A 20,073-nucleotide genomic window follows, 5' to 3' on the forward strand; every position below is an offset into this window, starting at 1 on the left:
CGCGAAAGTGTTGCTCAAAAGGATCATGAAACCGTACCCGCTCCCGGTCATTCACCCATCAGTTATTGATAGGTTAACTTCGGGGACAATGCATTTCGATGTGCTAATTCGTGGCGGCCTGATATTAGACGGAACCGGTCGCCCTGGCTACCGTGCAGACATCGGGATAGTCGGCGATCGTATGCGGGAGATCGGCGCATGCGACGGAGCGCATGCGCGGCACGAGATCGACGCATCGGGGCGCTATGTGGCCCCGGGATTCATCGATGCTCATTTGCACGCCGATGCGGTCATTCATGAGCAGGGCCCGCAGTTGGCGCTGCTGCGGCAGGGAGTGACAACCGTTGTCCTGGGTCAGGACGGATTGTCCTTCGCACCCGCCACCTCGGCGGCCTTGGCATGGGTATCAAGGTATTTCGCCGCGGTGAACGGCTACCGGGCGACGGAACCGGGGGAGCCCGAGTCATCGTCGATCGATTCCGGACAGGTGCTGACCGTCGCGGAACTGCTCGACGGCTATCGGGGCACGACGGCGGTGAACACGGTCTACCTGGTGCCGCACGGGACCGTGCGATACAGCGTCATGCGGGGTTCGCCGAAGCCGCCCGACGCGGACCAGCTGGCGGCCATGGTCCGGCTCGTCGAGGAGGGCATCGACCAAGGCGCGGCGGGCATTTCGTCGGGTCTCGGGTACCTGCCGGGCCGCTTCGCGACAGTGCACGAACTCGCCGCGCTCTGCGCTCCGGCCGCGCGCCTGGGGCTGCCCTATGTGACCCATATGCGCGGCTATGGTCAACAGGCGGAGCTGGGCATGGTGGAGGCCTCCGCGATCGGCCGCGAAGCCCGGGTGGCGGTGCATGTTTCGCACTACCACGGTCCGAGCGGTCAGCTGGTCGGGCTGGTGGACGCCGCCCGCCGCAGCGGTATCGACATCACCTACGACACCTACCCGTACGGGCGCGGCTGCAGCATCCTGGCGCGAATGCTGCCGGACTGGTTCGGCGGCGCCGAACTCGACCGCGTGCTCGATCGATTGACCGATCGCACTGCGCGCCGGCGGTTCGCCGCGGAGAGCGATCCCGCGCAGTGGCGCACATTGACGCTGTCCCATGTGCCCGCCGGGTCGTACCGGTGGGCGATCGGAATGCGGATATCCGATGCCGCCGACGCGGCCGGTGTCGATCCGGCCGATCTCTGTGCCGACGTCCTTGTCGATACCGCACTTGACGCCGGTGTGGTGATCGATTTCTCCGAAGACGAGGAATCGATTCGGGAATTGTTGCGCCACAATGCGCATATGGGTGGGTCGGATGGCATCTATATCGGCGAGCAACCTCATCCACGCGGTTACGGCACCTTCGCCCGGCTGATCCGCCGACATGTCATAGAGCTGGGGGACTGGACCTGGGAAGAGGCCGTGGTGCACCTGTCCGCCCGTCCGGCCGCGCGATTCCGGTTGCATGATCGCGGCACCATTGCGATTGGCCAGGCGGCTGATGTGATTGTTATCGATCCGGCCGCGATCAGCGATCATGCCACCTATATCAGACCATTCCGTTTGGCCACCGGAATAGATGATGTTGTTGTCGCGGGTATTCCGGTTCTGCACCGGGGACATCTCACCGGAAGATTGCCGGGTGTTCCCCTCTATCCGGGGTGAGATTGTTGGAGCAGAATAGCTTCCGATATGGATCACCGAATACTCACCGCGGGAGAGCGAATCGAGCTGCGTCGCCGACGGCTCGGCTTGTCGCGCAGAGTGGTCGCGCAACTGTCCGGCCGCAGCGAGGAGTGGTTGCGTCAGGTGGAGGTCGGCCGCTGCCGCCTCGACAGCATCGAAATGGCCACGCGGCTGGCCGAAGTGCTGCATTTCGAGAGTCCGATGGAGCTGGTCGGCTGGTCGGCGCTGAACCGGCCGATCGCGCACGATGTGGGGCTGGACATGGCGCCGCTCACCCGGGCGGTGATGAACCATCCGTCCGTGCACCCGGATATCGTTCTCGAATCAGGTTCGCCGACAATCGATTCCGTCCACGACGGGCTGGAGCAGTGCTGGCAGGTATGGCTGGGCTCGCCCGGCCGCTATACGGAACTGGCAGCGCGGCTGCCCCAGGTGCTGGTGGCGGCGCGCGTGGTTCGCGCTGCGGCGCAATCGGATTCGACACAACCGGTCGAGGAGTCGGGCCGGCTGCTCGTCGACGCCTATCAGCTGGCCCGGCTGCTGTTCACCCGTGTCGGCGAGCACAATCTCGCCTGGCTGGTCGCGGATCGGCCCATCGGCATCCTGGCGCGCAACTCCGAGCCGCTCGCCATATCGATCAGTTGCTGGCATATGGCCGGTGTGCTGCTGGCGATGGGCTATCACGCCGAGAGTTTCGACTATGCGGTGACCGCGTCGAAGTGGCTGCGGGTGAACGCCGGGGACGATAAGCGCGCGGCTTTTGTCGACGGGGCGCTGCTGCTGGTGGCCGCCGAGGCGGCCGCCGCACGGCTGGACGCCGAGGCTGCCGCGGCGCTGCTCGCGCAGGCCGGGCAGCTGGCCGACGAGCTCGGACCGGACTCCTCGGATCGACGAGTTCGGTTCGGGGCCAAGGAAATCGCGATCACCGGCATGGATATCGATCTGCGCCTCGGGCGGGTCGACGACGCCATCCGATTGGCGGCGGAAACCGATATCCCCGACGAGTCCGCCATCGATGTGCGAGTCGGGTACTTCCTGACCACGGCCTACGCCTACAGCTTGCGCGGTGAGGATTTCGCCGCGGTGTTCGCACTGCAGCAGGTCGAGCGGGCCTGCTCGGAGGATATTCGCTACGACTGGCGCGCACATCGCACCCTGCAGAAACTGGCGCGCCACGATCATCACCTGATCCGGCGCGATCTGGCCAAACTGCTCGCCCTGGCAACCCTCGGCTGAGGGAGTCGATCATCCGGAGATGATCGGCGCCAAGTACTTTCGCGCGAAGGCGTCGAGTTCCTCGCTGGTGCCCAGCGGGGTGGTGCCCTCCGGTTGCAGGACGAGCGAGTGGACGATTCGGCAGATGATCTCCGCGCGGGTGACCAGATCGGCGGAGTCCGGCAGCATCCCGTCCTCGACCGCGCGCTGCAGTGCGCCCGTTGTCGCCGCGAGCGCCATGACGAAGGTGGCCCCGCCGTCTGTAGTGAGTTGCGGCAGTACCCGTTCCGGCTCCAGGGCCAGCATCTTGTTGAGCAGGGGATGGGTGCGCCAGCGGGTGACGACGGTGACGAAGATGTCGGCGACCAGATCCTCGAGGGTGTGGTGGCGCTCGGGGATCTCGGCCAGTTCGGCGAGCACCCGTGCGACCTCGCGGGTCGTGACGTGCTGCACGACATCATCGCGAGAGCCGACCCGGCGGTACACGGTCACGCGGTCGACGCCGGCGCGGCGGGCAATGTCCTCGATGGTGGTCTTCTTGATGCCCACTTGCTCGAACTGGACCAGCGCGGCGTCGAGGATGCGCGATTCGATGGAATCGGCTGTTTCGAGGGCGTTCTTCGAGGTCATAGGCGGAGTGGTCACCCTTCGACGCTAGCAGAGATCAGGTCCTCTGCAACATTCTGGAGAGATTTGTAGCTGCAACATTGCAATGCAATTTGTGTCACTGTACGTTCAGGGCATGGCTGATAAGGCTGGTGCGACGAGGCACCACTACGGCGACGAAGCGCATGCGATTCATGCTCGCGACGTCCATTTCGACTTCGCGTCGGTGCCGATGCACTACATCCCCGGTGAGGTGCTGGCCACCCACATCGTCAATGTCATGCACCTGGTGCTCCCGGAGGGTGAGCGGGCGATGGCGAACTGCCTTGCCGAGGCATTGCCGCTGATCGAGGACGAGCGGCTGCGCGAGGAGGTCGCGGGATTCATCGGCCAGGAGTCGATGCACGCCAGCAGTCACGAAGGCGCGCGCCGGCATCTGCAGTCGATCGGGCTGGATGTCGAGTCCTACGTGAATATGGTTGCGTGGCTGGTGGATCGGATCCTGGGTGACCACGGTCTGAGCGGTCGTGCGAAGGAAGAGTGGCTCAAGGAGCGGCTTGGGCTTTTCGCGGGTATGGAGCACTACACCGCGGTCTTGGGTGAGTGGCTGCTGAAGGCCGACATTCTCGAGGCGAAGGGCATGCATCCGACGATGCTGGACCTGGTGCGCTGGCACGGCGCCGAAGAGGTCGAGCACCGCAGTGTCGTCTACGACGCGTACATGTATGTCGATGGCAGCTATGCGCGCAAAGCCCGGACCGCGGTGCTGGCCAGTGCCACGCTGCTGCCGCTGTTCATCGTGTCGACGGCGTATCTCTACCGCCAGGATCCACTGCCGGACAAGGGTAGGTTCTGGCCGTTGCAGTTCGTCAATGCGACTGTGCGCGGCGTAATTCCGAGTTTCACGACGTTCTTCACCGAGATGCCGCGGTATCTGCGCCCGGGCTTTCATCCCTCGCAGCTCGGGCCCATGGATGTCGCGCTGCGGTATCTGGCGCAGTCGCCGGCTGCGCGCGCGGCCGGGCACTGATGGGGACCGGGACCGTGGTGAAGGAATACGCGCCGCCGGTGGCAATGCGCGCTCTGGTGGCGGCTCTGGATGCCTATAAGCAGGTCTTCGTCTCCGGCCGGTCCGCGCATGTGCTGTCGCGTCCGAACCCGGTGCGGCGCAGTGGGTTCGAGCTGGATCTGGTGGTCGATGAGGTGCGTGCCGAGGCCGAGGACGTGGTGAGTCTGACCTTGGTCGCGGGAAACGGCGCGCGGCTGCCCGCCTGGACGCCGGGATCGCATCTGGATGTGTTCCTGCCCTCGGGCCGCCAGCGGCAGTATTCGCTCTGCGGTGATCCGGCGGACCGGCTGCGGTATCGGATCGCGGTGCGGCGCATTCACGACGGTGGCGGGGGATCTCGTGAGGTGCACGAGGTCCTGCGCGCGGGTCACCCCCTGCGAATTCGCGGGCCGCGCAATGCGTTCACGTTTGTCGAGGCGCCCGCGTACCTGTTTGTCGCCGGTGGTATCGGCATTACGCCGATCCTGCCGATGGTGCAGGCCGCCCACGATGCCGGAGCTCGCTGGAGGATGGTCTATCTCGGCAGATCACGCGCGAGCATGCCGTTCCTGGACGAGCTGAGTGCGTGCACCGGTGGAGAGATCGACATCCGTCCGGACGATGAATTCGGGGTCGCGGATGTCGAAGAGCTGATCCGTCGCGCGGAACCGGGTGCGGCGGTGTACGTCTGCGGTCCGCCGCCGGTCCTGACGGCTGCGCAGCGCACGACCTTCGTGCTCAATCCGACGGGATCGCTGCACACCGAACGCTTTTCGGCGCTGCCGGTCGTCGACGGCAGGGAGTTCGACATCCGTCTGGCGCGGACCGGGACCACGGTGCGGGTCGGGGCGGAGGAGACCGCGCTCGCCGCGATTCGCCGCGAACTACCCGGCGTTGTCTACTCCTGCCAGCAGGGCTTCTGCGGCACCTGCAAAGTCGCGGTACTGGCGGGCGGGGTAGAGCACCGCGACCGCACCCTGCCTGATTCCGAGCGTGCGACGTCCATGCTCACCTGCGTATCGCGAGCGGCCGGCGACGGTCTTGTGCTCGATCTCTGACCGCTCGACATCTAGAAAGGACGACGACGTCCATGGAAACTCAGGCCGGATCGCTCGAGCACAGGAATATCGTCATTATCGGCGCCGGGTTCGCCGGCATCGGGCTCGCGATCAAGTTGCGGGAGGCCGGTTTCGACGATCTGGTGATTCTGGAGCGCGCGGACGACCTCGGTGGCACCTGGCAGGCGAACACCTATCCCGGCTGCGCGTGTGATGTTCCCTCGCAGCTGTACAGCTATTCGTTCGCGCCGAATCCGAACTGGTCTCGAACCTACGGCAGGCAGCGGGAGATTCTCGAATACCTGCGCTCGGTGGCGAACCGGAATGATATCGCCGGCCGAATCCGTTACGGCGCTGAGGTTGTGCAGGCGACGTGGGACGAGTCGGAGTCGATCTGGCGGGTGCACACCGCCGATGGTCTGCTGACGGCGGACTTCGTCATCTCCGCGACCGGGGTGTTCAGTGATGCGAAGTATCCGTCGCTGCCCGGTCTGGAAACCTTCCAGGGCAAGAGCTTTCACTCACTGCACTGGGATCACGAGCACGATCTGACCGGCGAGCGGGTCGCGGTGATCGGCACCGGCGCCTCAGCGGTGCAGTTCGTGCCCGAGATCCAGCCGCAGGTCGCCGCGCTCACGCTGTTCCAGCGCTCGGCGCCGTGGATCGTGCCGCGCATGGATCGCACCACCACCGCACTGGAACGATCGCTGCTGCGCCGGGTCCCCGCGGTGGGCAAGGCGATTCGCGGGGGTTACTACACGCTGATCGAGGGATTCGGGCTGATCGGCTTCGTGGACAATAGATTCCGGCATCCGTACGAGCTGCTGGGCAAGATGCAGCTGCGCCGTCAGATCAGCGATCCCGGGCTGCGCCGGAAGCTGACCCCCGATTACATGATCGGCTGCAAACGCGCCATCTTCTCCGATGCCTATCTGCCCGCGCTCGATCAGGACAATGTCGAGGTCGTCACCACCGGGATCGCGGAGGTGCGTGCGCACTCCATCGTGACGCGCGATGGTATCGAGCATCCGATCGACACCATCATCTACGGCACGGGTTTCGAATCCGTTCCGGGTGCGTTCGAACGGTTCACCGGGCGCGACGGCATTACCGCCGCCGAGGTGTATGCCAAACGGCCGCAAAGCTATCTGGGCGCCGCACTCGCCGGATTCCCGAACTTCTTCTGCACGCTGGGCCCGTTCGGCGCGGCGGGAAATCAGTCGGCGATCTTCATGATCGAATCGCAGGTCGCCTACATCGTGGACGCCCTGCGCACCATGCGCGAGCGTGGTGTTCAGCGCGTCGAGGTGCGGCCGGAGGTGCAGGAGGCGTTCCTGGACGAGATGGAGCAGCGCAGCCGTTCGACAGTGTGGCTCACCGGCGGATGTCAGAGTTACTACACGACGGCGGACGGCCACAATGCGGGTCTGTATCCGAACTGGAGTTTCGAATACCGCTGCCGCACAAGCCGATTCGATATCGATTCTTATGAGGTGAGTGCGTGATGGGCATCGGTACGTGGAACCCGCTGGGCTGGATGGCCGGTCCTTCCTACGACGTGAACGGCAAGGCGGTATTGATCACCGGCGCCGGTCAGGGCATCGGGCTGGAGCTGGCGAAGATTCTCTACGCGCGCGGCGCATCGGTGGCGCTGGCCGATATCGATGAGGCGGGCGCTCGCGCCGCGGCCGCCGCACTGGGTGAGCGCGCGGTGGCGATCACCGCCGATGTCGCCGACCGCGAGGCCATGGAGCAGGTGACCGCCCGGGTGGTGGAACGCTTCGGCCGGCTCGACGTGGTGGTCGCCAATGCCGGGATCGTGCCCAAGCCCGCAACACTGCGCGTCATGAACGGCCGCGACTTCGATCGAGTGATCGGCGTCAATCTCACCGGGGTGTTCAATACCGTGCGCCCCGCGCTCGAGCAGGTCATTGCCGCGAAAGGCCATGTGGTCGTGGTGTCTTCGGCCGCGGCCTTCGCACCGGGTGCGGGCGGATCGCCGTACATGATCAGCAAAGCAGCCGTCGAACAGCTCGGTCGCGCACTGCGGGTCGAGCTGGCCGCCGTCGGCGCGAGCGCGGGCGTCGCCTACTTCGGCGTCGTGGAAACCGCGATGACCCATGACACCCTCGACGACGACGAACTGGGCCGCCGCCTCGGCGACATGCTGCCCTGGCCGCTCAGCATCCGGATCACCGCACAAGAGGCCGCCCTGACAATCGCCGACGGCATCGCCCGCCGCGCACCCCGCACCATCGCCCCGATCGGCTGGGAGCCGTATGCCCTGCTGCGCGGCGCGGTGAACGTCGTACTGGACAGCAAGATGGCCCGCGATGCCCGAGTACACGAATTGGTCGATGCCGTCGAGCAGCGCGTGTGGGGGACCGAGCGCCGCAGCTGGGAACCGGTGTGATCGCCGAACGAGGTTTCCGCCGCGCCAGGGTGTTTCGCCGGTGATAGCGGCCGGATCTGCCAGTCATCGACTGTCCGCGTGGGATCGCGGTGGACTTCGGCGGTGTGCTGCCGGAGTGACCGGCGTTACAGTGGTGGGGACGTGAAGGACGACTATTGAGCACTGTTGCGCAGGGCAGCCCGTGGGTTGCCGTTCGGCCCGAGGATGACGTTACGCAGCTGGCGGTGCGGATGTCGTTTGCGCACAGCTCTTTTATCGAGGGGGCCAGGCTGCCTTCGGTAAGGCCGAGTGGGGATTCGGTACGGTCGGTGGTGCTGGATTCGTGGCGGCGCAGCCGCAGCAGTGGGGTGGATCCGGATGGGTTCGGTGGCGCGGTGGGAATGGCCGGGCTCGATCTGCAGCGGTATCGGGCAACACATCCCACGGCCCTGATTCGGCCGGTGGTGCGGAAACTGCTGGTCGAGGATGCGGCGGACGCCGGACTGCTGGTCGCGATCAGTGATGCGCGGGGCCGGCTGCTGTGGGTGGAGGGTGATTCGAAGGTCAAGGATCGTGTCGCGGGGATGAACTTCGTCGAGGGCGCGGACTGGAGTGAGGACCGGGTGGGCACCAATGCGCCGGGGACCGCGCTCGCTCTCGATCATCATGTGCAGATCTTCGGGGCGGAGCATTTCAGCCGGGCCGCGCACGCATTCAGCTGTACGGCCGCACCGGTGCATGATCCATTGAGCGGCAAGGTCATCGGAGCGATCGATATCACCGGCGGTCCGCGGGTCGCCGCGCCGGAGGTGCTGGCGCTGATTCGGGCGACGGTGGTGGCGGCGGAATCGGAATTGCGACTGCAGCTGCTCGGTGCGCCCACGGTCCCCGATCCCACGACCGCCCGATTGCAGGTGCTCGGCCCGGGCCGGCCCGCGCTCACCGTCGCCGGTGAGCGAATTCGCCTGTCGCAGCGGCATGCCGAGATTCTGGTGCTGCTGGCCGCTCATCCGGAGGGATTGAGCGCCGAGCATCTGAGCATGCTGCTCGATGAGTCCGAGCTGGATCCGGTGACCGTTCGCGCGGAAATGTCGCGGGTGCGAAAGATACTGGGCGCGAACGGTTTGGCGTCCCGGCCGTATCGACTGCTGATGGACCTCGATACCGACCTCGCCGAGGTGCGGCGGGCGCTGGCGCGCGGTGACGCGGCGGCCGCGATGCGCGCGTATCCGGGACCGCTGCTGCCGCGTTCGCTCGCGCCGGGCATCACCGAGCTGCGCGCGGAATTGCACGGGCGGTTGCGTGCGAGCCTGCTGTCGACCGGTGATCCACGCCTGCTGGCGCGCTGGACCAGCTGTGTGGACGGGCGCGAGGATATTGCCGCATGGACCGCGTACCTCGGCTCGATGGATCGTAATTCGTCGGTATATGCCCAGGTGGAGGCGCAGTTGACGCTACTCGATCGCAAGCTGGGCATCTGACCAGCTTCTTGCAACGGTGCTGCAACATGCCCGCTCGTAGTGTCCTGGGTCACACCTGACTGCCATATCCGTCAGCAGATCGAGGAGCCTTTCGATGACTGTCTTCGCCCGCCCCGGCACCCCCGACGCCGCGATGTCCTACCCCTCCCGCTACGACAATTGGATCGGTGGCGAATGGGTGGCGCCGGTCAAGGGTCAGTACTTCGAGAACCCGACTCCGGTTACGGGGCAGACGTTCTGTGAAGTCGCCCGTGGCACCGCGGAGGATATCGAGCTCGCCCTGGACGCCGCGCACGCCGCCGCCCCCGCCTGGGGCAAGACCTCGGTGACCGAACGCGCGAACATCCTCAATAAGATCGCCGATCGCATCGAGGCCAATCTCGAAGCCGTGGCGCTCGCCGAAGCCTGGGACAATGGCAAGCCGATCCGCGAGACCATGGCCGCGGATATCCCGCTGGCCATCGATCATCTGCGGTACTTCGCGGGAGCCGTTCGCGCACAGGAGGGTTCGCTGTCGGAGATCAACTCCGACACCGTCGCCTACCACTTCCACGAGCCGCTCGGCGTTGTCGGCCAGATCATTCCGTGGAACTTCCCGATCCTCATGGCCATCTGGAAGCTCGCACCAGCGCTCGCCGCCGGCAATGCGGTGGTGCTCAAGCCCGCCGAGCAGACCCCGGCCTCGATTCTGTTCCTCATGAGCCTCATCGGCGATCTGCTGCCGCCCGGTGTGGTCAATATCGTCAATGGTTTCGGCGTCGAGGCGGGTAAGCCGCTCGCCTCCAGCCCGCGCATCAAGAAGATCGCCTTCACCGGTGAGACCACCACCGGCCGGCTGATCATGCAGTACGCCTCGCAGAACCTGATTCCGGTGACGCTCGAGCTCGGCGGTAAAAGCCCGAACATCTTCTTCTCGGATGTGCTTGCGGCGAACGATGATTTCCAGGACAGCGCGCTCGAGGGCTTCACCATGTTCGCGCTGAATCAGGGCGAGGTCTGCACCTGTCCGTCGCGCGCGCTCATCCAGGCCGATATCTACGACGAGTTCCTGAGTTCCGCCGTGGTGCGCACCAAGGCTGTGCGCCAGGGGGATCCGCTCGATACCGAGACCATGATCGGCGCGCAGGCCAGCAATGATCAGCTCGAGAAGATCCTGTCCTACATCGAGATCGGCAAGGCCGAGGGCGCGACCCTGCTCACCGGCGGTGAGCGCGTGGATCTGGGCGGCGACCTGTCCGGCGGCTACTACGTGCAGCCGACCGTGTTCACCGGGAGCAATTCCATGCGGATCTTCCAGGAGGAGATCTTCGGCCCGGTCGTCTCGGTGACGTCGTTCGCGGACTACGACGATGCCATCAAACTCGCCAACGACACCCTGTACGGGCTCGGCGCGGGCGTCTGGTCGCGGGACGGCGCGGTGGCCTATCGGGCCGGGCGCGATATCCAGGCCGGGCGGGTGTGGACCAATACCTATCACCAGTACCCCGCGCATGCGGCGTTCGGTGGCTACAAGCAGTCCGGTATCGGCCGTGAGAACCACCGCATGATGCTCGATCACTACCAGCAGACCAAGAACCTTCTGGTCAGCTATGCAGGGAAGGCTCAGGGCTTCTTCTGATGCCTGCCCCCGCTCCCCGGCGGGCGCGTGCCACCGCGGCGGCGATGGATCTGCTCCGTCGCCTCCGCGATACGCACGGACCGCTCATGTTGCACCAGTCCGGCGGATGCTGTGACGGCTCGGCCCCCATGTGTTATCCCGCAGGCGAATTCATTATCGGCGATCGTGACGTCCTGCTCGGACTGCTCGACCTGCGCTTGCGGACCGGTGAATCGCCGGACTCCACTCCCGGGCCGGAAGAGGTTGTGCAGGTGTGGATTTCGGGTCCGCAGTTCGCCGCGTGGCAGCACACCCAGCTGGTGCTCGACATGGTCCCCGGCCGGGGTTCGGGATTCAGTCTGGAATCGCCGGAGGGCTTCCGATTCCTCAGTCGCGGAAGGGTATTCGATCCGGCCGAACTCGACGTCCTGAACACCGTCGCGATCATCACCGGCGCGGACTTCGAGCGCGGCGAGCGACCCGCGCCCTCCGCCGAACCCCAGGTCGTCGCCGAAGCCGCCGACGCCTGCCCGATCCCCGGCCGCGAAATCCGCTGACCCGCGCGTCGATCAGGGGACAATCGAGCTATGGCATTCAAACCCGACGGCTGGCCGACGGTGATACCGCGCATCGTTTCGGCGGATCCCGAGAAACTGGTCGCATTCATCAGGGACGTCTTCGAGGCCGACGGCGAATTCCGTGCCGAATCACCGGCCGAAATGCGGATCGGCGACTCCCTGGTGATGGTCAGCGGCAGCGGGCAACGAGAAGAAATGCCCGCCTTCCTCTACGTCTACGTCGAGGACACCGACGCCACGTACCTCCGAGCGATGGCCGCCGGCGCGACCTCGCTCGAAGCGCCGGCCCTCACGCCGTACGGCGATCGCCGCGCAATGGTCCGCGACCCGTGGTCCAACACCTGGCAGATCGCGACACACGACCCGGCCGAATGAGATACCGGGCGTAATGACCGACAACCTCGATCAGCTCACCTCCGTCGTATGGGGAAGGTCGGTGACCGAGGTTCCGACGTGCAGGGTGAACGTGCCGGGTTCGATTTCCCAGCCCTCGGGCGTCCAGTGTTCGAAGGCGCGGCGGGGGAGGTCGATGTCGACGGTGCGGGACTGTCCGGAGCCGAGGGTGACGGCGGTGAAGCCGGCCAGCCATCGGACCGGTCGGTCGATCGTGCTGTCCGGGCGGGACAGGTAGGCCTGGTAGACCTGCTTTCCGGTGCGGGTGCCGGTATTGGTCACGGTAATGCTCACCGTGCGACCCGTGACCCGCAGATCGCTGGAAGACCAAGTGGTGTAACCGAGTCCGTGCCCGAAGGGGTAGGCGGGTTCGGTCCCGGCGCGCAGCCAGGCGCGGTAGCCGATGTGGATGTCCTCGGTGTACGCGAGGACGCCGTCCGCCGGTGTGGTGTGCAGGACCGGGACGTCGGTAATGGTCTTGGGCCAGGTGGTGGGCAGGCGGCCGCCGGGTTCGGCTACTCCGGTGAGGACATTGGCGAGCGCGTCGCCGAATTCCTGACCGGGGAACCAGGTCAGCAGCACCGCGGCGACGTCCTCGCGCCACGGCATCTCCACCGGCGCACCGGAATTGACCACGACGACGGTGCGCGGATTCACGGCCGCGACCGCGGCGACGAGGTCGTCCTGGCGGTCGGGCAAGCGCAGGGAGGTGCGGTCGGTGCCTTCGCTCTCGATCTTCTCGCTGGTGCCGACCAGGACCACCGCGACGTCGGCGGTGCGCGCCAATTCGACTGCGGCGGCGAACTCTTCGTCCTTGGGCCGCTGCGGACGATCGATGCCGAGCAGGAAGGCCAGCAGGACGCCCAGTCCGGGTATGGCCTCGGGGACCGCGATCGTGAGACGCAGGTCGACCTCTTGACCTGCGGCCAGGATGCGGGCCACCGACCGCTGCGGCGGTTCCAGCAGCGCCGCGACCGGATCGCCCGCGGCATCGACGACGTTTTCGTCGATCGCCGGGGTCCCGTCGATATCGAGTCGCACCTCGCCGATGCCACCGAAGCCGAGCTGCCATTCGCCCGCGGTATCGGCGCGCAGCCGTGCGTGCATTTCGATATGTGTTGCGCGGGTGGCCAATTCGTCACCAAGCAGCACCATGTGGGCGATGCTGCGATGCCGGGCGCCGATCTCGGTGGCGCCGTCGAAGTAGCGCACCCGCACTCCGGGCGTTCCGATCTCCGGATCGGTGATCAACTCTGTCGGTGCGGCGATCAGCCCTTCGATCAGGCGGACGCCCGGTGTATGTGTCACGGGCAGTACGGCCCGCAATCCGGCCAGCGGAGTGCTGATGTGGGTCGGGAACACGGTGGCGCTGCCGCCGCCCATGATGCGCGGTTCGGCGGCGGACGGTCCGAGCACCGCGACCGTCGTGCCCGGGCTCAGCGGGAGCGTTCCGTCATTGCGCACCAGTACCATCGACTGCGTCGTGAACCGCCGCACCAGATTCCGCGCCTGGTTATCGGTGAAATCCTGGGTAGGCAGCGGAGTTCCGTCGAGCGCTCCGACCCGGGTGGCGAATCGCAGTATGCGCCGGACCTTTTCGTCGATCGCGTCTTCGGAGACCGTCCCGGCGTCGAGCGCGGCCAGCAGCGGCTCACCCCACAGCATCGGCGGGCCGGGCATGCAGAGATCGGTGCCCCCGGAGGCGGCCTCGGTGGTGCGGACGGCGCCCCAGTCCGAGACCACCACGCCGTCGAATCCCCATTCGCCCTTGAGGGGTTCGTCCAGCAGGGGGTTGTCGGACATGGCTGCGCCGTTCACGCCGTTGTAGGCATCCATGATCATCCAGGCGCCGGCCTCGACCGCGCGCTCGAACGGGTAGAGGTAGAGCTCGCGCAGCGCGCGGTCGGAGACCTGGACGTCCACGCTGAAGCGTTCGGTCTCGGAATCGTTGGCCACGTAGTGTTTCGGGCACGCGCCTACCCCGTTGGCCTGGACCGAGCGCACGTAGGCGGCAGCCATCTCGGCCGTGAGCAGCGGATCTTCGGAGAAGGATTCGAAGTGCCGCCCGCCCAGCGGTGAGCGGTGCAGATTGATGGTCGGTCCCAGCACCGCGTACACGTCCTTGCGCCGCGCCTCGGCGGCGATCAGCGCGCCGATCTCGGTGAGCAACTCCGGATCCCACGTCGCGGCCACCGCGGTGCCCGACGGCAGACTCACCGACGGATCCGGCTCGTCCATGCTCTCCCCGCGCACCCCGGACGGTCCGTCCGAGATCGGCATCTCCGCGAGCCCGATGCCGGGATCGCCCGCCAGCCGGAACAGACCGGCTCCGGAGATGAGTCGTAGCTTCGCCGGTAGGTCGAGCTTGGCCAGCAACTGGTCGATGCGGTCGTCCATATGCGGGTCTTCCCCTTTCAATTGATATTGCTCTGCTGGTCGGCCCAGTGCGCGTTGTGCTGGAATTCGCCTGTGCCCGAGACGAATACGCTGTGCGCCTGGGCATCGCCGGACAGCCGGTCCAGGAGCCATGCGGTCACGTAGCCGAGGTAGCCGTCGACACCGTCATTGCAGCCGAAATTGGTGCATCCGGGCTGACCCTGGATGTCGTTGTGGCTGGCATTGATCAGCGCCGCGCGGGCCTTCGGGATCGATGCGGGCAGCGCGTTGTAGACGTCCTGCATGGCGTTCCCGCTGGGGGAGTCGGCCGAGGTGATGGGGTCCGCGGTGCCGCTGATGAGCAGCACCGAATTCGAGATCTGACCGGTGGGGACATGACAGGAGTTCAGGTCGAGGACACCCGGCGGCATGCTGTCGCACAGCCCCTGGCCCGGCATCTCGAGGGTGACCGTTGTTTTGACGAGGCCGTTCGAATGAGCCGCCGCGTTGAGCGCGCCGAGCCCGCCCTGGGAGTGGCCCATGGTGGCGACCGCGGAGGTATCGATCTTCCCGTAGAACTCGCTGTTCGGATCGCTGTTCTGCTGGGTCAGGAAGTTCACGCCGTCGAGCATCTGCGTGCCCGAACCGGTATTGGTCAGGTCGGGGGCGATCACCACAAATCCCCAGGAGGCCAGGTGGGACAGCAGGAAGTCGTACTCCCGCGGATGAGCCCAGGTGCCGTCGCCCCAGGTGATGACCGGGTGGCGAGTGCCGCTCGCGCCCAGATCCGCCGGGTACCAGATATCCCAGGCATCTCCGGTGGAACTGCAGCAGTCGGTCCCGGCGCGCTTGGCTACCGGATGGGGACCGGCCGCGTGATAGGTGGCTTCGACCGGCCCGCCGGGCTGATAGTCGGGTGCCGCCTGGGCCGGGGCCACGACCGAGATCGCAGCGCAGGAGAGCGCGATTGCCGCTGCGACGGTATGGACACGGCCGCGCTGCCGTGTGGATTTTCGACTGCTGTCATTCACGAACGCAGACGTTATGGCCGTTATGACTGGTCCGGGCCCGTCCGCAGCGTTCTGCAGACAGTTGCAGACGGCGGATGCGGTCGGACGTATTCTGGCGAAATACTCGATCCGGGACGAACCGGTCGGCCTGCAGAGAGGCGGGGCGCATGACGGAGATCGGGCGTGCGCTGCGCACCGCGCGGATGGCGGCCGGGCTGAGCCTGCAGGGCATGGCCGCGCGGACGAACTATTCGAAGCCATACCTCGGGCAACTGGAAACCGGTGCGCGAGTTGCCCGGGCCGAGCACGTCACCGCCTACGAGTCGGCGCTCGGTATATCGCTGAGTCCGCTGTACGCGCAGGTGCCGATGCCCGCGCGGTCCGAGGGTGAGCTGTCGATCGAGCTGGCGTCGTTCCTGGTGCCCAGCACTCTTGCCGGTGGCGCGGAAACCGGTTTCACCCTCGCGGAACTGGGTGCGGCCGAGCGATTGGCGAGGTGGGCGCGCGGCCTGCAGTGGTCCGAATCGACACCGCCCCGCCGTGCGGTGATCGACTGGCTGGAGGCGAATCTTCCTCGGCTGCAACAGCTCTCGCCCAGAGCCGGCCGTGCCGAACAGGCCCTGCACGCCGGTGCGGAACTCGCCGATATCGCCGCCGCCATGTCCTGGGATATCGAGGACACCGACTCCGCCCGCCGGTATTACCTGGGTTCCGCGCGCCTGGCGCATATCGCCGGTGATGCCAGCCTGGCCGCGGCCGCTCTGGCCGGATTGGCCATGCAGTACCTGGACCAGGGCCGTCCTGAGGACGGACTGGAGGTGGCCCAGCTCGCGCAGTACGTCGCCCGCCGGTCCGCGAGCCCGCGATTGCGCGGGACGCTGGCACATCTGCAGGCCACCGCGTACGGCATCGTCGGCGACACCACCGCGTTCGAGCGGGAAACCGCCTACGCCACGGAATGTCATCTGGAGGCCGCCGCGACCCCGCCCGCGGATACCCCGGTCGACCGGAGCCTGACCGCATTGAATCTGAGCTTCCTACTCGGACCCCGGCGTACCTGGCCGAGCCGGGGCAGGCAATCGGAACTGCTCGGCCCCAGCTACCGGCATCTGGTCGCGACGCGTCCGCGGCTGGCCGGTGCGGCCTTCGGCATGGACCGAACTCCCTTGCCCGGCAATATTGTTCCGCCGGTGATGACGGTGACCTCCACCGCCCGACTGCATTTGATGCTGGGCGAACCGGACCGGGCCGCCGAACTGGCGGGAGTCGCCCTCGAGTTGGCCGGACCCCGAGCCGGCGGCCGTGCAGCGGCCCGCCTGCGCGACTTTCAGCACGAATCACTTGAATTCGCCGCGGCGTCCGCCGATATTCGCGAGGTGCGCACCGCGATCTCGGATATCACGATCAACCACTGAGCCGGAGGCAGCGCCAGTCGAGCCGGAGGCAGCGCCTGATCGAGCCGGAGGCAGCGCCCGATGGAGCCGGAGGCAGCGCCCGGTCGAGCCGGAGGTGGCGCCGATGGAGCCGGAGGCAGCGCCCGGTGCGGTGCTACCCGAGCCCGGTGCGCTGGGCGAGAAGCAGTCCGATGAAGCCGAGCTCCTGGCTCTGGGTGCTGACCATATCCCGCGCGGCCAGTTTGACCTGACCGCCGGTGAGCAGTGCGTCGGCGGTCTGGGCCATGGCGACGCCGCCGTAGTGGTGGCGCTGCATCAGTTGCAGGAAAAGGACTTCCGCATCGCGCCCGGAGGCCGCGGACAGTGCGTCGAGTTCGGCGGAGCTCGCCATTCCGGGCATGGTGGTCGCCGGAGTTGTAGTCGCGGGCGGCGCCGGATGTGCGTGACCGGCCATCATGGATGTGCTGGAGTCGTGCATCCACGCCATCGGGTGCGGATCGGTGGGTACGGCATTGGCGAGGCGGAGCCAGCCCATCATCATGCCGATCTCGATCCGCTGGTTGTCGGCGATCTGCTGAGCGAGCTGGCGCACCGTCGAGTCGGCATCGGGACTCAGCCTTTGCACGATGATCAGCGCCTGTTGGTGGTGGGCGAGCATATCCTGGGTGAAGCCGATCTCGGTGGCATTGAGAATCGTTGTGGAGGAGGGGTTTTCGGCGATGAACAGCGGCCGGGCCGTTGCGCCCAGCACCAGCAGGAGCAGTCCCAGCGAGCCGAGCGCCGCAGCGGTTATCCAGTGGTGCCGAGCCGGAAATCTTCTCATGTGCTTCTCTCGCCTGGTCCTGACCACGTCGAAATAACGTAACAGGCTACTATGTAATAGTGACTTCGGATAACCAGCCACGCCCCGGCCGGCCTCGCGACGGGGACAAGGACCTCGCGGTGCTCATTGCCGCCCGGCATCTGCTCGCCGAGGTGGGCTACCCGCAGACGACCGTGGTCGCGATCGCCAGACGCGCCGGAGTCAACACTCCGGCGATCTATCGGCGCTGGCCGAGTCGGCAGGCCTTGCTGGAGGAGGCAATTCACGGTCCGGGGGGCCACCCGCCGCCGGACCCGACCGGTGATCTGCGTGCCGATCTGGCGACCTGGGTGCGAATCTTCCTGGTGCGGGCCGAAAGCCCGGCCGCCCGCGCGGGTGTGCCAGGCCTGCTGGCCGATTCCCAGACCGAGGAGGCGCGCCGCCGACTGCTGGCCATCGGTGCCCCGGCCCGCAAGGCCTTCGCCGAACTGCTCGGCGGTGCGGTCGACGACGGCCGCATACCGCCGGGCGCGGATTCCGAATTCCTGTTCGAGATCCTCTCCGGCACAACCACATTCCATGCCCTGGTGCGCGGCGGCGGGGAGTCCGACGCATTCGTGTCCAGCCTGGCCGACGCGCTCTACGTGATGGCGTCCCAGGGCGTGGCCGCCCGCCACACCTGAGGTCGAGCGATGGAAGGTACCGCGGTGATGGCTTGGTCACCGGGGCTCGCAAGCTGGGCCGAGATCCGGATATTCGATCAGCGTCTCCTCTGACGAGGACCGATCGAATGCCCGGAGCAGACACGGTGGAACTGGCGCCACCGTGAAGACCCGGACCCTGGTGGGAGCGCGGCCCACCAGGGGGCGGTGTCAGGAGCCGACCGTCGAAAGTTGGTCGGCGGGAGGGGAATACACGTCCGGTGACAATTGCAGGGTCAGAAAGCCGTTGTCGGCGCAGGTGGCCCACAGCTGCGAGCCGTGCCATTCCGGCGGGGACATGCACCAGTCCGTGGACAGATCGCCGAAGGCTACCTGTCCGCTGCGAGAGCTCAATGCCTTCACCGGATCGAACGCGCCCTGATTCAGGGCCTGCATGACCGACGGCGCACTGAGCAGGGGGAGTCCGATGATGGAGGCCAGCGCATGCGGCGAGTTCCACAGTTCGGTGTTGTGCCCGGTGAGTGCGCCCGGGTTGTAGTACGCGATCTCACGAACATGGAATGGATCACGCACATCGAAGACTCGGATGCCGGAGGAGATCCAGCCGCAGGCCAGCGCCGTCGGATCGGTGGCGCGGTCGGCGGCGCAGTAGTGCGAGTCGTAGGAGAAGATCGAGCCGCCCATATCGGAAGCGATTGCCCCGGCGCGGTTTTCGATCAGATTGATCTCCAGCTTGATCGAGTTGACCACGCGCGGCCGGCTGTCGTCGGAGATGTCGATGAGCTTCACACCCCCGGATCCGGCCTCGTCGGCGGCGAAGACATAGGGCTTGCCGCCATAGGTGACCGGGATGGCGTGCTGTGTCGCCCACCCGTCCGTCCAGGTGGTCTGCGACAGCACCGGTACCTGCGGATCCGGATCCCGGCGTTGCACAGCGCTCGTGTCGAGCACGCTCATCCCGCCCATATTGTTCGCCAGGTACATGCGATTGCCATCGGCGCTGAAGCCCATGCCGTGCATGGACGAACCCGGCATGCCCTGCCAGATGACATGCGGCTGCGACGGATCGGTGAGATCGACCGCGCTGACGATGCCGGGGATGACGCCCGAGGACCAGTAGGTCCTGCCGTCCGGCGAGAACCCGCCCTCGTGACCGGTCAGGGGGACGAGCATGGACAGATCGGTGCCGGGCCCGGGATTGAGCAGGACGGGATGGGCGCAGTCGGAGACATCGTAGATCGAGATCAGGCCGTACCCGGTCATTGCCGGAACCCCGGTGCCCACCAGCAGCTTTCGCGTGGCATTGACCTTGAGGCTCTCCCACGTGCCGGCCAGCATGGCCGGGGCGGTGAGCGTATCGGTGAGTACCGGATTCGCCGGATCGGAGACATCGAGGACCTGCACGCCATTGGTGGGCCCGACCATATTGCCAGGGAAGAAGCTGCCCATGTACGCACAGTGATCGAAGCTGGTCGAGGTGATGCCGCCACCGCGCCCGGCATATCCGCCCAGGCGAACGATATTGCAGCTGTAGCCGGCCGTACTGCGCCCGCTACTGCGGTCGGCGGCCGAGACATCGCCCTGCAGGCCGGTTTCGGCGAGCGCACCGTCGCCGCATTTCGCGCGCGGCACAGCGGTATTCGCGATGTCGTCCAACTCCTGTACGGAGTCGGGGGAGCTGAGCGGTGGTTGCGCGAGTCCGGTGCCCATGGGGAGCAGGATCGCGGCCGCGGTGATCACCAGATAGCGCCGGGTGCGGCGGGCTGGGGGAACTCTCATG

17 protein-coding genes are annotated in these 20,073 nt (G+C 66.5%); 12 read left to right on the forward strand and 5 right to left on the reverse strand.

What is annotated here, in order from left to right; genetic code table 11:
• Positions 1 to 88: 88 nt before the first annotated feature.
• Both ABZX86_RS22580 and ABZX86_RS22585 read left to right on the forward strand, forming a co-directional pair.
• Complete coding sequence (locus ABZX86_RS22580; protein ID WP_355126382.1) at positions 89 to 1,660, forward strand: amidohydrolase family protein; 1,572 nt, start codon at positions 89 to 91, stop codon at positions 1,658 to 1,660.
• A 27-nt stretch (positions 1,661 to 1,687) separates the two neighbouring features.
• Positions 1,688 to 2,917 (forward strand): helix-turn-helix domain-containing protein, encoded by a 1,230-nt coding sequence (locus ABZX86_RS22585; RefSeq protein WP_355126384.1) that lies wholly within the window; start codon positions 1,688 to 1,690, stop codon positions 2,915 to 2,917.
• A gap of 9 nt (positions 2,918 to 2,926) precedes the next feature.
• Here the strand turns inward: ABZX86_RS22585 and ABZX86_RS22590 are convergent, their stop codons facing one another.
• Positions 2,927 to 3,541, reverse strand: coding sequence for a helix-turn-helix domain-containing protein (locus ABZX86_RS22590; RefSeq protein ID WP_355126386.1), 615 nt, complete (start codon positions 3,539 to 3,541; stop codon positions 2,927 to 2,929).
• A 97-nt stretch (positions 3,542 to 3,638) separates the two neighbouring features.
• Here ABZX86_RS22590 and ABZX86_RS22595 point away from each other — a divergent pair, with 97 nt between their 5' ends.
• The 8 genes from ABZX86_RS22595 to ABZX86_RS22630 all read left to right on the forward strand — a co-directional run bounded on the left by ABZX86_RS22595 (position 3,639) and on the right by ABZX86_RS22630 (position 12,031).
• Entirely contained in the window at positions 3,639 to 4,532 is an 894-nt protein-coding gene (locus ABZX86_RS22595; protein WP_355126388.1) for a metal-dependent hydrolase, read from the forward strand.
• A 44-nt stretch (positions 4,533 to 4,576) separates the two neighbouring features.
• Positions 4,577 to 5,608, forward strand: coding sequence for a PDR/VanB family oxidoreductase (locus ABZX86_RS22600; protein WP_355126855.1), 1,032 nt, complete (start codon positions 4,577 to 4,579; stop codon positions 5,606 to 5,608).
• Between the two features lie 32 nt (positions 5,609 to 5,640).
• Complete coding sequence (locus ABZX86_RS22605; protein ID WP_355126390.1) at positions 5,641 to 7,113, forward strand: NAD(P)/FAD-dependent oxidoreductase; 1,473 nt, start codon at positions 5,641 to 5,643, stop codon at positions 7,111 to 7,113.
• Positions 7,113 to 8,021 carry a short-chain dehydrogenase/reductase gene (locus ABZX86_RS22610; protein ID WP_355126392.1) on the forward strand — a complete coding sequence of 303 codons (909 nt, stop codon included), beginning with the start codon at positions 7,113 to 7,115 and terminating at the stop codon, positions 8,019 to 8,021. Before ABZX86_RS22605 ends, ABZX86_RS22610 begins: the two co-directional genes overlap by 1 nt.
• A 230-nt stretch (positions 8,022 to 8,251) precedes the next feature.
• Positions 8,252 to 9,481 (forward strand): transcriptional regulator, encoded by a 1,230-nt coding sequence (locus tag ABZX86_RS22615; protein WP_355126857.1) that lies wholly within the window; start codon positions 8,252 to 8,254, stop codon positions 9,479 to 9,481.
• Between the two features lie 94 nt (positions 9,482 to 9,575).
• Positions 9,576 to 11,099, forward strand: a complete 1,524-nt coding sequence (adh, locus tag ABZX86_RS22620) for an aldehyde dehydrogenase (RefSeq protein ID WP_355126394.1) — start codon at positions 9,576 to 9,578, stop codon at positions 11,097 to 11,099.
• Complete coding sequence (locus ABZX86_RS22625) at positions 11,096 to 11,635, forward strand: DUF779 domain-containing protein (protein ID WP_355126858.1); 540 nt, start codon at positions 11,096 to 11,098, stop codon at positions 11,633 to 11,635. Before adh ends, ABZX86_RS22625 begins: the two co-directional genes overlap by 4 nt.
• Positions 11,636 to 11,665: 30 nt before the next feature.
• Positions 11,666 to 12,031 (forward strand): VOC family protein, encoded by a 366-nt coding sequence (locus tag ABZX86_RS22630; RefSeq protein WP_355126396.1) that lies wholly within the window; start codon positions 11,666 to 11,668, stop codon positions 12,029 to 12,031.
• A 30-nt stretch (positions 12,032 to 12,061) separates the two neighbouring features.
• Here ABZX86_RS22630 and ABZX86_RS22635 read toward each other — a convergent pair whose 3' ends face one another.
• Both ABZX86_RS22635 and ABZX86_RS22640 read right to left on the reverse strand, forming a co-directional pair.
• The gene (locus ABZX86_RS22635) at positions 12,062 to 14,446 is read right to left on the reverse strand and encodes a glycoside hydrolase family 3 C-terminal domain-containing protein (RefSeq protein ID WP_355126398.1); all 2,385 of its coding nucleotides are present in this window, start codon (positions 14,444 to 14,446) and stop codon (positions 12,062 to 12,064) included.
• A 17-nt stretch (positions 14,447 to 14,463) separates the two neighbouring features.
• Positions 14,464 to 15,456, reverse strand: a complete 993-nt coding sequence (locus tag ABZX86_RS22640; protein WP_355126400.1) for a hypothetical protein — start codon at positions 15,454 to 15,456, stop codon at positions 14,464 to 14,466.
• A 146-nt stretch (positions 15,457 to 15,602) separates the two neighbouring features.
• On the opposite strand from ABZX86_RS22640, the gene ABZX86_RS22645 reads away from it, so the two are divergent.
• A complete protein-coding gene (locus ABZX86_RS22645) occupies positions 15,603 to 16,850 on the forward strand; it encodes a helix-turn-helix transcriptional regulator (RefSeq protein WP_355126402.1) in 1,248 nt (415 codons plus the stop codon).
• A gap of 133 nt (positions 16,851 to 16,983) precedes the next feature.
• On the opposite strand, the gene ABZX86_RS22650 is transcribed toward ABZX86_RS22645, so the two are convergent.
• The gene (locus tag ABZX86_RS22650; RefSeq protein ID WP_355126404.1) at positions 16,984 to 17,652 is read right to left on the reverse strand and encodes a DUF305 domain-containing protein; all 669 of its coding nucleotides are present in this window, start codon (positions 17,650 to 17,652) and stop codon (positions 16,984 to 16,986) included.
• A 59-nt stretch (positions 17,653 to 17,711) separates the two neighbouring features.
• Here ABZX86_RS22650 and ABZX86_RS22655 point away from each other — a divergent pair, with 59 nt between their 5' ends.
• A complete protein-coding gene (locus tag ABZX86_RS22655) occupies positions 17,712 to 18,314 on the forward strand; it encodes a TetR/AcrR family transcriptional regulator (protein ID WP_355126406.1) in 603 nt (200 codons plus the stop codon).
• Positions 18,315 to 18,503: 189 nt separating this feature from the next.
• Here the strand turns inward: ABZX86_RS22655 and ABZX86_RS22660 are convergent, their stop codons facing one another.
• Entirely contained in the window at positions 18,504 to 20,072 is a 1,569-nt protein-coding gene (locus ABZX86_RS22660; protein WP_355126408.1) for a hypothetical protein, read from the reverse strand.
• Between the last annotated feature and the right edge of the window lies 1 nt (position 20,073).

The sequence above is a fragment of the Nocardia sp. NPDC006630 genome, assembly GCF_040611495.1.
Taxonomy (GTDB): Bacteria; Actinomycetota; Actinomycetes; order Mycobacteriales; family Mycobacteriaceae; genus Nocardia.